Origin of the sequence: Streptomyces qaidamensis (assembly GCF_001611795.1) — a bacterium.
In the GTDB taxonomy this organism is placed as follows: Bacteria; Actinomycetota; Actinomycetes; order Streptomycetales; family Streptomycetaceae; genus Streptomyces; species Streptomyces qaidamensis.
This window is the reverse complement of sequence record NZ_CP015098.1, coordinates 63,480-76,990: the sequence shown is the minus strand read 5'-3', so window position 1 is coordinate 76,990 and position 13,511 is coordinate 63,480. Positions and strand designations below refer to the sequence as shown.

Here is a 13,511-nt window from a genome sequence, read left to right as displayed (position 1 = left end):
GGGCTGCTGTGGAACGATCAGGGCGTAGTCCGGTGTGTCCTTGGGACGGTCGGCTCTCCAGTCGGGGCGCTGGCCTGGGCCGGCCGATAGGGGGTGGAGCGGGTGTCGCAGGAGCAGGACCGCGAGGTTCCTCTGGAGCGATTGTCCGGGCAACGCCCAGGCCCGGCCGACCTCGATAGGCGGCAGCGGATTCTGAGCCGCCTGCGCCGGTTCGGCCCTGGGCCCGCGGGCTGGTATGCCGATATCTGCACTCTGCTGGATGAGGACCTGCCGCTGCGTTCGACCGGGATGCTGGTCTCGCACCTGTTCCGGGAACTGGAGAGCGCGCTTCGCGAGGTTCTCCTGCCCGATGCCATCCGGAAGGACCCGCCCCAGAGCCGTCGGCACCTGTTCGAAGTGCAGGGTGTGCTGGACTGGCTGGACATCCCAACTGACAGTCCTGCGGGCAAGGTCTGGCTGGCGGAGGCGACGAAACTGCACAGCTACGCGCACCGGGTCCGTATGGAACAGACGCCGATGGACGAAGCGGTTCGTCTGCGACTGGCCGATCTGGAGGACATGCTCGATGTGGTCCTCGATCGCTTCGAGACCCGCTACGTCACCGTGCTGCAGCGTCTGGAGACCTTGGCTGCTGTCCGCAATCCGAGCAAGACAGATGTGAAGCTGCTGATGGGATCCTTCCCTCAGGACTACCTGACCCAGGAACGGTTCTTCGGGCTGCTGAACACTGCTGGGTGGCTGCCGCACCTGGACAAGCACGGATTTTTCAGCACGCCGCCGGCACCGGAAAACGATGACGAAGCGGGCACGGTGGCCTTTCCTGCCTGGCCGGCCTCAACGTATCTAGTGCGGATGGCCAGCGTTGCTCCGGCAGTTGTGTTGTCCATCGCCGAGCGGATCCCCTCGACGGACAATCCGCGGGTCAACCTAGATGTGACCGAAGTGGCACTCCTGCTGTCCCCTGCGGAAGCAGCGCGTCTGGTGCCACGGGCGGTGGAAGCGATCCGCGGCCCCTACTTGATCGCCCCGGACCGCTACGCCCAACTTGCAGTCCGCTGTGCCCAGGGCGGCCACACTGAGCAGGCACTGGCGGTGATGACCGCACTTTTGCAGGCCACACAGCACGGCGGCCGGATCGACGACTACGATCTCCAGGAGATCCTCCGTACGCATAACGTCGACTTGGCCCGTCACCTAGGGACGGCCTGGTTGGAGGTGCTGGCCGGCAGCCTGGCCAGCGCGCTTCTGGCCACCGGAATGGACCCTGACCGCGCCGGCGGAGAAGACTTGTCTACCGTGTGGTACCCGGTGCTGGACCCGGGCCACGGGGGGATGCGCTCTGACGACCGTGCCCTGTTCACCGAGGCGGTCCGCGACACGGCAGACCACCTGGCGGCCACAGACATCCGCCGGGTCCTTTCCATCCTGGAGTCCCAGCCGTGGCTGGTCTTCCGCAGGCTCCGCCTGCATATTCTCCAGCGTCACGGTGCCAACGCCCCGGACGCGGTGGAGAGCATCTTGACGGACCCCGACCAGATCACCGCCGCCCGGTCGCGGCGTGAGTGGGCACTCTTGGCCCGCGCCAGTGCCAGCTCGCTGCGTCCGGCTGCGCTCGAAGGGGTACTGGCCGTCATCGACGCTGGGCCGGACACCGAACGGTTCGTGGAGCGGTTCCGTAGCACTTCCGGTGGCGCCGAGCCGCCGGAGCAGTACGTGGAGCAGTGGGCGGGCGCCTGGCAGCGAGACCGCTATGCCGCACTGGTCGATGTCCTGCCCGAGCAGCAGCTGCGGCGCTACCGAGAGTTGTGCGAGAGCCTCGGTCCGGCACCGTCGTTGGACACGATTCCCCAGCCCCTGGCCTGGTCGGAATCTGAAGAGCAGGGCTCGCCGGAGAACCTGGCCGCGATGACCGCCACCGAACTGATCAGTCACGCCCGGCAGTTCCAGCCCACACCGACCCGGTTCGGCACGAACGCCGAGGCCTTCTGCAGTCAGCTGCAAGCCGCCGTGACCAGCCAGGCCCTCATTTACCAGGAGGACGCTCCGCAGTTCGCCGAGTTGGCTGATGACCACCTTGCCGCCGTTCTCGACGGATTCCGTACGGCTGTTCAGGCTGGCCAGCAACTCAGCTGGGCCACCATCCTCCCGCTCGTACAGTCGGCTACCGGCCGTCCTCATACCTCCGACACCGGCACCCTGCACCTGGCCGTTGCCCGGTTTGTGCTGGCGGGACTGGCGCTGCATAACACTCAGCAGATTCCCACCCCGCTCGGCGACGCACTGTGGGACGTACTCGAGTCGGTCTGGAGCGCCGCCAGGTCACCACAAGACGACCTTGACGGCGACCAGCAGTCTGTCTGGGACGAGAGTTTGGAAACAGCCTTGCGCGCCGCCGTCGCGTGGGCGCTGTGGCGCCGCGAACACGGCGCCGCCTTCCAGGTGCTGTTCACCGCCTTGGACACCCTGCTGCTGGACGCAGCTGGCACGCCCGCTACCGCGGGCGCCAGCCCCGTCGGTCGGACCGTCGGGTCCTTGATCACCCGACTTGATGCTCTCGACCCGGCGTGGACGCGACGCCGAATCGAGGTCCTGTTCAACCTCGACACCGCACTGGGCCGTGCCAGCTGGATGGCTTACCTGAGCAGCATGTCGTCGCTCACCGAGTCCGTCGTGAGCCTCCTCATGGATGTCTACCGCACTGCAGCACGCACACCCGCAGTGGGCGGTCAGGATCACCGGGACTTGCACCGGCGGCTGGGTAATCACCTCATGGCCATCTATCTGGCAGGTCTGCTCGGACTGGACGACGAGAGCACCATGGTCGACTACCTGCGCTCCTCACCCGTGGCTGGAGTTCAGCTCGCTTCCTCGCTGAGCGAAGTCGTTCACCACCGTGACCTGCCACCCGATACCCGCGACCGCATCATGCAGTGGTGGACCTGGCGCCTGAGCGCTCGGGATGACAACGCGAATGGACCTGCACCGCAACCCGAAGAGCTGCACGCTCTGATCGGCCCGCTGGCCCACAATGATGTTTTCCCGGTCATCTGGCGCCTGGAACAGCTGAGCGTTGTCTTCGAGACGACCGGAAGCCTCGGCCGTGACCGGCGCATCTACTCTTTCCTGGCCGAAGCAGCCACCGATTACCTCGGACCAGTCCTGGAACTGATGCACCGATGGGTCACCACGCTGGACATGTACGACTACGCCCCACGGATCAGGGAGAGCGAGATCCGCGCCGTTCTGCTGGCCGGACTAGCCTCTCCTGAACACCAGGAACTGGCCCGCGACATCATCAACCGAGCCACCTATCGCGGGCACTACCAATTCGCACCCCTGCTCACGGACACAGATGACCAGCCCGGCCCGTCCTGAACCAACCCACCCGGCAGAGCGGTCGGCAGAGCGGCCCTGCCGTGCCGAGGGCTTCCGGCATCTAAAGGATCGGTGCGAGTTGTGCTGGTCAGCGACTTGGTGCCGGGTCGGGTCTGCCGGTCCAGTACAGGGCGGCGTCGATGTCGCGTGCGGTCCAGCCGTCGGCGCGTGCTCCGCCATGCTTGAGGAGGTCGTCGAGGAGTTGCATGTAGCGGCCGTAGCGTCCCGGTGCGCGGGTGAGGGTGAAGCCGAGGGTATCCAGGGCGTGTTGGACACGGCGGTCGTAGACGGCCATCCGCTGTGGTGCTGCTGCGGTGAGGACGGCTGAGGCGAGTGCGTCGCCGGTGTGGAAGCCGGGCAGTTCGGCGATGATGCCGCGCCCCGCGCGGGCGGCCTGGCTGCGGGTGAGGGTGGTGTCGCGGACGGCGGTGACGGCCCGTTCGGTGACGGCTCGTACGTGGGTGTCGGGCTGGGACATGAGGTCTGTCACCCAGCGGGTTTGCGCGGAGAGCCGTTTCCAGACGACGAGGGCTGCGATGTCCGTCTTGCCGAGGCCGCCGGTATGCTCGGTGCGCTGCGCGACGTCGTGGAGGACCTCGTCGTAGTGGGGTGAGACGTTGGCGAGGTAGCCGGCGCGGGCGGGGATCAGGGTGTCCCAGGCCTGCCGGCAGAGGGCAGCGAACTCGTCGCCGCCTGGCGTCTCGGTGGTCATCTTCATGTCCGCATCATGCCGTTCTGGCGGGTTGGCGGGTTCGGGGGCTGCTTCGGCGAGGTGGTCGAGCTGGATGGCTTCGAGCGCCTTTTTGGTGATGCGTTCGGTGCCGTCGCGGATGGCGGTGATGGCTGCTTGGTGGATGAGGCTTCCGATGCGGCCGGCGGTGCGCTGGTGGAGGTAGGAGGCGTGGCGGGGGAGTGTGCCGGGTGAGGTCGAGGGCGTTTTCCATGTCGGTGAAGGGGCGGGTGTTTCCGTGGCGGGCGGGGAGGGGGCCGCAGTTGATGAGGCTGGCGCGGCCGGCGAGTTGGGCGCCGCGTATGCCGCTAAATAGGGGTGTGGCGGCGACGTCGATGCCGGTGTAGACGAAGGTTCACACGCTTCTCCTCCTCGACGCACGGCCCCGTGAAGTAGCCGTTCGCCACCATGACCGAAACGACGGGGCCCAAGCGGAACGCCGGCCCGCGAGGAGCCCGGGCATGTCGGCCGCTACGCTGCCGCGGCCTGCCTGGAAGTGCTTGCACCGCACGAGCACCAGGACAATACAAGGTGCTGTGTCCCTGTTGGCCTTCGCGTTGATAGCGGCCTCCCCCTGTGCGGCGCACTGACTGTCAGTGCCGCCTGAAAGACTGTGGCAAGAGAACGGGAGGAAGTCCTATGGCGCGCAGTGACACGCTCCGGTCGGAGATCGCCCAGCTGGAAAAGAAGAATGCGGGCCTGAGTAACGACCTGGCCAAAGCCCAGAAAACGGCCAACGACGCCAGTGCGGCGGCCCTGAGGAAGCGAGGGCAGGCGGCGCGGAGCCGCAGCGAATCCAGCCGCCGTCTCGCATTGTCCGGCGCAGAGCGTGAAGCCAAGAAGGCCGCTGACGCGCAGAAGAAGATCGCCGCCATCCAGGACAAAATGGCGAACAATACCAAGACCATCGCGGGCAAACAGGCGTCCCTCAGGGCAGCGGTGAGCATCGAACAACGGGCTCAGGACCGGCAGGACGACACCCGACGGCGGAAGGAGAAGAACCACGCCCGGGAAGTTGCCCGCTTGTCCCAGCCAGCTGCCCACATCAGGTACGTCGCAGTGCAGCTGCCGAAACCGGAGCCGCTGCGTGTCCTGTACCTCACTGCCAACCCAGAAGCCGTCGAGACCACGATCGAGCATCCTGACGGTTCGATCGAGACAAACGGCGTATGGCTCCGTGTGGACTACGAGGTTCGACAGGTCAAGGACATGCTTCGCAAGTCCAAATACCGCGACCTGGTGACCATCGAGCACCTTCCCGCGGCGACCGCCATGGACCTCCTCGAAGGACTGAACAACCACCGCCCCCACGTCGTGCACTTCTCCGGCCATGCCTCGTCCTGGGGCCTGTTGATGGAGAACGACGCCGGTACTGATGCCGGCGCAGAACTTGACTTCGGCTTGCTCGCCCGCATGCTTGGCGCCACGGATGAGCCCCCTCGTCTCGTAGTGCTCAACGCATGCGAGAGTTTGGATGGAGCTGACGATCTCCTCCAGACGGCACCTACGGTCATCGGAATGTCAGATGAGATCAACGATGCTTCAGCAGTGACATTCGCGGCCCGCTTCTACTCCGCGATCGCTTCAGCGCAATCGGTATCCACTGCCGTGGAACAGGCCAAGGTCTCTATGATTGCCGCCTCGCTCGACGGCGCTGAACTGCCGGTCCTACGGACGCGAGATGGTGTGGACCCAGGCGATCTGATTCTGGTCAAGCCACCGGAGTAACCTCAAGTGTGGGGACGGGGCGACGGCGCGGTGGTAGTGGACCTTGCCAGGCAGGACGGCCCCATGTGCGCGGGAAGGTCCTAGACCCGAGCTTGGGACGACATCACGGTCGAAGCCCCCATGAAAGTCCTTGACGAATCGAGTTCCTCTACCAGGACAGCGACGACCCGTCGGTACTGCTGGAGTCCAAACACCGCGAGAGTGTCCGCCTGCTGACGCCCGTCGGGGCACAACAGGGCAGCTACGGCCGCACGGCCGGAGCTCTCGGACCCGTAGGGGCTCATCGACGGCAGCCCCTGACCCGGCTCTGCATTCTGAGCGGCCGACCCACGCCTCTCGCCGTCCGATGCGGAAGCCGGTCATGGCGCAGCCCAAAACCCAGGGCAAGCCGATGCGCCGTGACCTGCAAAATCTTCGCCACGTCGACCACGAACTACTCGTCACCATCGACCACATGACCGCACACCTCGAAGTCAGCGTGCTGCGCACCGCCGACCGGGAGAAAACCATCATGACCGGCTACGCGGCCTGGCGACGGCTACGCAAACCCGGCGGCGGCCACCTCGACCTCGACGCCCAGACCCTGACCTTCACCGAGTTCTGACCGGCCCGGTCACCCTCCGGCACCGACGCAGACAACGCCTGCACGCGCTCCGGGACCCCTGCCAGTTGCGGCTGCTCCCGCCCGCGACCGGAGCGGAGCGGCCTCGTCAGCGGCGAACCGGGCGGAGAGGTAAGGACGTTTCCCGGCGCGGCGCGTACGACGGTGAGGAATGGAACTGCGCGAAAAGGCCGGCGGCCCGCCTGCCGGCGAGCGGGCCGCACGGACGGCAGGCGCGGCCTCTGCGGACACGAAAGACACACGGACCCCGGAAAAGCAGGGTGGGACCTGCTGGGGGTCCCGATCCGGTAAACCGGCAGTTTGAGCTGGTCGAGCATCGCCCGGGAGGAGATCCGGGACGACGGATCCGCGTCCTGCGGCGAGGTGGCATGCGGCTCTCCCGTAGGGCGCGCTCCTAGAGGTGGGGGCGGGTGAGGCACGCAAGTACGTGTTTACGTGTTCTTGCGTGCCAGGAGGGTAATGAGCATGCCGGTTTTCGGATCCAGCGGGACATTGCCTGATCCGAAGCCCAGAGTTCTCGCCAAGCGCGGGCCGTAGATGTCGACGGCTGCTTCCGTCAGCTTTGAAAAGCCATCGATGGCGGTCCGGCCGCGCCGCCAGCCCGTTAGGCAAGTGGCCAGCCCGATGAGGAAGGCAGGCCACCAGACGACTCCGAGCGCGAAGTACAGCAGTCCCCATGCACCGAGTCGCGCTGCGTCGTTGAACTCGGAGCGGACATGGTCCACTTCGTTCCGGGATGTCTCGGGCATGATCAGCCACAGGCGGGGCCAGGTCTCTGCGAGGTGCAGGTCGTAGGCGAGCTCCACCCGGGTCCTGACTGCCCCGATCGAGTTTCCCATCCATGTCGGCCGGTCAGGTTCGGCCAGCGAGATCCTGTTCTGGGCGGCGGCATCGCAGTTCTTCCACCGCTCTTGCAGCCGATGGGTGAGGCGCGTTGCCAATGGGTGCAAGGGGCGGGGCCAGTCTCCCAGCCACAGACGCTGCACCATGCCTGCGAGACCGCCGGCTGCCAGGCCGACGACCGCTGCGGCAAGCAACACCCCTACCGCGGCCAGGACGAGCGTAACCGCCGGCTGCTTGTCGAGATCTGCGGCGTAGTCACGGCTGCGCCGGATGAGATACGACCAGTCGTTCCAGTGCTGCTGGCCGGCAATGACAGCGACCGCGGCGGAGGCGAGAAACAGCAGACCGGGCAGCACGAGAAGAGAGAACCATTTCTCGGCCAGCCTGCGGCCCAGTTCGCTGAGGAACTCCTGCATGGTTATTCCGGTTCACGTTCGGCGCGAAGCTGCTGGTTTGCGATCTCGCAGGACGGAGTCCTCTTGCTCGGCTCGGGTGACCACTCGCGGGCGCAGAGCCTTTCCGGGCAGACGTACCGGACACGCGGCCGAGGTGTGCAAGGAATGCCGTCCGCCCGCCATGACATCAGGTCGTCGACCCCGACGCCCAGGCTCCGTGCCAGGTCCACGAGGGGCTCCTTGAACTCCCCGCCTCTGCGGGCCGTCTCGACGATCGCCTCCAGCTGCTGCTGGGTCTGCACGGTGCCCTTCCTCACGGCGAGACTGCGCAGCCCGGGCAGCTGCTCGCAGAGCCATGCGGTGTCTTTGCGGTGATCGGTCATCTCAGCCACCCCAGAGGAACGAGATATGGGGGAGGGGGTGCATCAGGACGTGCACGCAACTACGATATGAACTATATGCACGTAATGCAGAGAATGCCGTGTTGTGGTAATTGAGCATTCATATAGCCGCCCGGCGGATTTCTTGACTACGTCCCGCGGCCCGTGGAGGAGTGATGACACGGGAGAGCGTGCTCGCCACAGTGATGGAACGGCTGAAGGAGTTCAGGGCGACGGGCAACCTGAAGGCCGTCACGGGACAGGCCGCCGACGCCGAGGCCGCAGCCCTGTTGGACAGCCGCACGCATCCCACAGCCGACTGGGAAGTGCTGTGTGCGGTGGGTCTGCTCCACTGGGACAGGTACGTGGCCCTTCCCGAGACACAGGGGCGAGACGAGTTGACGGCCGCCGTCCGCTACCTGAGCCCCGTCTACCGGCAGGTTCCCTCAATCGTGCCGAGCCAGATAGCCGAATTCCTTGACGAAGTAACAACCTGGCACAACCAGGCCGTCGATCTCCTGGAAGCGGCCGGCACTCGTGACCGCCACGCCATAGAGGAAGCGAACCTGCTGCTGCGGCGCGCCGTCGACTACACCTCAGACCTCGACCCGCGCCTGGCCGGCTATCTGTCCACCCTGAGCACCGGCCTGATGGACCTGCACATCTGCACCGGGGATCTGGATGTCCTTGCGGAAGCCGTCAGCACCGGCCGACAGTCCCTGGAAGCGGGCACAGCGACGGGTGCGGACAACACCACATGGGGTCTCTACGCATTCCGCCTCGGTCAGGCTCTGCACGCCTGGCACGAACGGGTCGACGACCTGGACGCCCTCGACGAGTCCATCACCCTGCTCCGTGGCGCTGCCGCGAAGAGCTCCCTCGAGGACCGGCCCGGCCGCGGATTCGCTCTCAGTAGTGCACTTCAAGCACGGCACGAGCGAGTAGGTGACCCCGAGGCCCTGCAGGAGGCCATAGGTCTTGGCCGGAAGGCACTGGAGGCAACCCCCGACGGTCACCGGGACCGTTGGTCGTCCCTCGCAGGCCTCGCCAACGCCCTGCTCGTGTCCTACAAGGAGGCCGGCCGGCCGACGGTTTTGGAGGAGGCGATCGGGCTGTACCGGGAGGCGGTCGAACGAACGCCGCCCGGACACCAGGGACGCGCGGCCACCCTGTCCGCCGCGGGTATCGCTCTGCGCGTACGCTACGACGCGACGGGGGACTTGGCCTCACTGGACGATGCAATCGACAAGCTGCGGGAAGCCGGACAAGCAGCGCACCCCGGGGACCCCGCGAGGCCAGGATTCCTGACCAACCTCGGCCACGCCCTCGTCGTCCGCTACCGGCGTGTGCCGCACGAGGCGACCATCAGGGAAGCGGTCACGGCAGGACGGGCGGCCGTCGGCGCCATCGACGATGATGACCCCCGCAAGCCGGGCCTTCTGGTCAACCTGGGCAGCGCGCTCATGGCGTGGCACGAACAGAGCGGCGATCTGGCCCCTCTCCTGGAGGCGCCTACCGTGCTGAGCGAAGCCGTTGCACGGACCCCGGAGCAAAGCCCCCACCGGGCCATGGTGCTGTCCCAGCTCGGCAGCACGCTCCGCACGATCTACCAGCGCACCGGCGACACCCACGCACTCGCCGAAGCAGTGCGGCTGGAGCGACAGGCAGCCGACGCAACCCCGGCGAGCCACCCGGACCGCGCGAAGCTGCTGGCGAACCTCGGCATCGCCCTGTCCGCACAGCAGCAGCACGCCCTGCCGGGAGACACGACCGCAAGCGACCAGGCCACAGCAGCCTTCCGGGAGGCAACGCACATAAGTGCGGCGCCGCCTCACATCCGCTTGTCATCCGCCCGTGCGTGGGGGGACCTGGAGGCCAGGGGCAACCACTGGGAGGAGGCGGCCCAGGGACTCTCCACAGCAGTGAGCTTGCTGCCCCGTGTCGCCGCACGCCACCTCTGGCGCAGCGACCAGGAGCATCATCTCTCCCGGTTCCCCGGCCTTGTGTCCGACGCCGCTGCAGCGGCCCTGCAGAACCACAACCCGGAACGGGCTCTGGACCTGCTTGAGCGCGGACGCGGGGTACTGATCTCGCAGGTCCTTGAGACCCGCAGCGAAGTGACCGAACTCCGCAAGCACGCACCTGAGCTAGCGGCACGGTACGAAACCCTGCGCCGGGAACTGGAGTCTGACCTGCACGCCGGTGCGCCGCCCACGTCAGACTCGCCTGCCCAGGAGCACGGTGCAGTGGACCGACGCTACAGGACCTCTCTGCGGTGGGATTCCCTCATGGAGGAAATCCGCAGTCGCCCCGAACCCGAACTGCACCACTTCCTGCTGCCCCATGGATTCGACGACCTGCGAACTGTCGCCCGAGCGGGCCCGGTCATCACCGTCAACGTCAGTGACTACCGCTCCGACGCGATCGCCCTGACTTCGGACGGGATCCTCGAAGTACCACTGCCGGCCCTCACCAGGGAGGACGTCACCACGCAGGTCGAAGACTTCGTGCGAGCCGTCGGCGTCGCCCAGGACGCCCAAGCGGACATCGTGGAACGCTCGGATGCAGAAGAACGCGTGGAGAGCGTCCTCGGCTGGCTCTGGGACGTCCTCGCCGAGCCTGTCCTCACTGCCCTCGGCCTGACCACATCGCCTGCGTCCGAGCAGCCGTGGCCTCGGATCTGGTGGTCGCCCACGGGGCCGCTCAACTTCCTGCCGCTCCACGCGGCCGGACACCACAGCCGCCTGGACGAGGGCGTCCCACCGACCGTCATGGACCGCGTGATCTCCTCCTACACCCCCACACTGCAGACCTTGCATCGCGCGCGGGCGAAACAGCCGATCGGCCCCAACGTGCCGCACTTGGTCGTCGCCATGCCGCACACACCAGGACAGCCAGACCTGCCGGAAGCCGGGGAGGCTGTTGAGATCCTCAGCCGGCAATACCCCGGCACAACCGACCCTCTCGTGGGCCCGCAGGCCACGGTCGACCAGGTCCTGAGCACGCTACCCGGACATGCCTGGGCGCATTTCGCCTGCCATGGGTGGAGCGACCTCAACAGCCCGTCAGAGAGCCACCTCGCCCTGCACGACGGAAACCTCTCCGTACTCAAGCTGTCCCGACTCCACATCGACGACGTCGAGCTCGCCTTCCTGTCCGCATGCAGCACGCAGCACGGACACCCCACACTCGCCGACGAAGCCATCCACATTGCTTCCGCGTTCCAGCTCATCGGCTACACCCACGTCATCGGAACGCTCTGGCCCATCGGCGTCAGAACCGCTATGGACCTCACTGGCGACGTCTACACGACCCTTGATTCCGCTGCAGAACACGATGCGACCGGAGCCGTCGGCGCAGCGCGAGCACTCAGCAGCGCCGTACGCCGAGCCAGAGACAAGGCACCACGCGTACCCACTCTGTGGGCTTCCTACATTCACACAGGACCGTAACCGGGCTGCATGCCGATCACCGCAGGCCAGGGAAGCCCACGCGCACACGTCAGGCAGAACAGATACTCAACAAGTACAAGCGCTCATGGGGTTGACCATGCAACCGCAACCAACATGCACCATCTGTAGAGATCCCACCGACACGCTCCTCTGCATCCGCGGAGGAGGAAAGTGGCTGACCGCCGTTCTCATGGAGCTGGGTGCCCCGCCCGAAGACGCCAGATTCATGATCAGCAGGCTTCTTGACTGCGAACCCAGCGAAGTCTTCGACCATCACGAATACGAAGACCTGCCACTGCTGTGCTGCCGTCGCTGTGCAACAAGGACGGGCAAACTGCCGCCCCCTGAGCCCGCTGGAATACCCAACCCCACCGTCATCTCCCAGCCCAGCGACTGGTGACCGCCGCTGCTCTCATCATGGCTGCGCACGAGGCCACGACGCCGGACTGCTGCGCTGAGGGGGAGACGGGTAGCCGTGCCGCTGGCGGCCGTGCGGCCTGGGCCCGGCCGTCGGGCAGGTGCGTCACGGTCATGGTCTGCACCGAACCGGCGTAACGCCGCAGCCGGTGTCACCAGGTCGAGTGAGCGCAACCTGCGAGGCCCGCTGCTGGGGCCGAAGAGGCTCTACCTGAGGAGCTCCTCCACCGGGATGGATGGAGGTCGGGCTCTTGGCTGCATCTTCGGTAGATCCCGGCCAACAGCGCTTCCGGCCTGCCCGGGCATGCGCGACGTGCCCGGCGACGAGGCTGGTGTGATGATTGAGTGCGTAAGTACGGTTGATAAAGGGGGAGCTGTGGCCGCCTACGAACTGGCGAACCGGCTTGTCATCGGTATCGCCTCCAGCGCGCTGTTCGACCTCGCAGAGTCGGACGCCGTCTTCCGGGACGAGGGCGAGGAGAGCTACCGCGCCTACCAGGAAGAGCATCTCGCCGACCCGCTCCGCCCCGGGGTTGCGTTCCCGTTCATCCGCCGACTGCTGTCACTGAACGATCTGAGCGAGGAAGGTGACCCTCTGGTCGAGGTCATCGTTCTGTCTCGGAACGACCCCGATACCGGGCTACGCGTCATGCGGTCGATAGAGGCCCATGGGCTGACGATAAGCCGGGCCATCTTCATGCAAGGCCGCTCACCCTACAAATTCATGCCAGCCCTCAACATGTCGCTGTTCTTGTCAGCGAACGACAGCGACGTGCGCGAGGCCGTTTCACAGGGACTGCCGGCAGGACACGTTCTGGGCGAGGCCTTCGAGGATGACTTGAGCGATCGCGACCTGCGGATTTCCTTCGACTTCGACGGCGTCCTTGCCACCGACGCGTCGGAGCAGGTGTACCAGACGGGAGGCCTCGAGGGGTTCCGCGCCCACGAAGTACTGAACGCCGCGGTTCCGCACGATGCAGGACCGCTGAAGGAATTTCTTGCCAGCATCAACCGTATCCAGCGAAGGGAGGAGGAGGAACGGAAGAAGGGCGCCGGCTACCGGATCCGTCTCCACGTGTCACTCGTCACCGCACGCAACGCCCCCGCGCACGAGCGGGCAGTGATGAGCCTGAAGCAGTGGGGAGTGACGGTCAACGATGCATTCTTCCTTGGCGGCATCGACAAGGGAGAGATCATGAAGGTTCTCAAGCCGCACATCTTCTTCGACGACCAGGAAAGCCATCTGGCCAGCACATCGCGGACCACCCCCAGCGTTCACGTCCCCTTCGGGAAGATCAACGAGCCGAGCGTTGTCGAGGGCCTGCCGAAGGCCTGACAATGTCCAGGGCACCGGCATGCGTTTGGCTCGGAACCGGGACCGCAAACAGTCGCCGGTGCCGGCCCACGGGTTAGGCCCGGCGCACGTCACGAGCTGCAGCCAGCCAGGCCCTGCTCCAGACCGGCCACGCCAACCCCCTCCGCACGCCTGACCGCCGGTGTCCGGCAAGGAGCGCCGGCGGCTTCTCCGGAAAATGCAGAGGCATGTGTGGTGGGTGCTATTTTGTCCCG

9 protein-coding genes are annotated in these 13,511 nt (G+C 66.3%); 6 read left to right on the top strand and 3 right to left on the bottom strand.

The window, feature by feature from the left end; genetic code table 11:
- The first annotated feature begins 102 nt into the window (after positions 1 to 102).
- On the top strand, positions 103 to 3,375 hold the full coding sequence (locus tag A4E84_RS00280) for a hypothetical protein (protein WP_062924602.1): 3,273 nt from the start codon (positions 103 to 105) through the stop codon (positions 3,373 to 3,375).
- 88 nt (positions 3,376 to 3,463) lie between these two features.
- Here A4E84_RS00280 and A4E84_RS00275 read toward each other — a convergent pair whose 3' ends face one another.
- Positions 3,464 to 4,093: a hypothetical protein gene (locus A4E84_RS00275; RefSeq protein ID WP_062924601.1), complete on the bottom strand. Its 630-nt coding sequence runs from the start codon at positions 4,091 to 4,093 to the stop codon at positions 3,464 to 3,466.
- Positions 4,094 to 4,102: 9 nt separating this feature from the next.
- Here A4E84_RS00275 and A4E84_RS45575 point away from each other — a divergent pair, with 9 nt between their 5' ends.
- The 3 genes from A4E84_RS45575 to A4E84_RS00260 all read left to right on the top strand — a co-directional run bounded on the left by A4E84_RS45575 (position 4,103) and on the right by A4E84_RS00260 (position 6,437).
- Positions 4,103 to 4,300 carry a hypothetical protein gene (locus A4E84_RS45575; RefSeq protein ID WP_062924600.1) on the top strand — a complete coding sequence of 66 codons (198 nt, stop codon included), beginning with the start codon at positions 4,103 to 4,105 and terminating at the stop codon, positions 4,298 to 4,300.
- A 444-nt stretch (positions 4,301 to 4,744) separates the two neighbouring features.
- Positions 4,745 to 5,833, top strand: a complete 1,089-nt coding sequence (locus tag A4E84_RS00265) for a CHAT domain-containing protein (protein ID WP_062924599.1) — start codon at positions 4,745 to 4,747, stop codon at positions 5,831 to 5,833.
- Positions 5,834 to 6,194: 361 nt separating this feature from the next.
- Positions 6,195 to 6,437 (top strand): hypothetical protein, encoded by a 243-nt coding sequence (locus A4E84_RS00260; RefSeq protein ID WP_062924598.1) that lies wholly within the window; start codon positions 6,195 to 6,197, stop codon positions 6,435 to 6,437.
- Between the two features lie 449 nt (positions 6,438 to 6,886).
- On the opposite strand, the gene A4E84_RS00255 is transcribed toward A4E84_RS00260, so the two are convergent.
- Both A4E84_RS00255 and A4E84_RS00250 read right to left on the bottom strand, forming a co-directional pair.
- Entirely contained in the window at positions 6,887 to 7,714 is an 828-nt protein-coding gene (locus A4E84_RS00255) for a hypothetical protein (RefSeq protein ID WP_062924597.1), read from the bottom strand.
- Between the two features lie 2 nt (positions 7,715 to 7,716).
- Complete coding sequence (locus A4E84_RS00250) at positions 7,717 to 8,076, bottom strand: hypothetical protein (RefSeq protein WP_062924596.1); 360 nt, start codon at positions 8,074 to 8,076, stop codon at positions 7,717 to 7,719.
- Positions 8,077 to 8,249: 173 nt separating this feature from the next.
- On the opposite strand from A4E84_RS00250, the gene A4E84_RS00245 reads away from it, so the two are divergent.
- Both A4E84_RS00245 and A4E84_RS00240 read left to right on the top strand, forming a co-directional pair.
- Positions 8,250 to 11,525, top strand: coding sequence for a CHAT domain-containing protein (locus tag A4E84_RS00245; protein WP_062924595.1), 3,276 nt, complete (start codon positions 8,250 to 8,252; stop codon positions 11,523 to 11,525).
- Positions 11,526 to 12,318: 793 nt separating this feature from the next.
- A complete protein-coding gene (locus A4E84_RS00240) occupies positions 12,319 to 13,278 on the top strand; it encodes a 5'-nucleotidase (RefSeq protein WP_062924594.1) in 960 nt (319 codons plus the stop codon).
- Positions 13,279 to 13,511 lie beyond the last annotated feature (233 nt).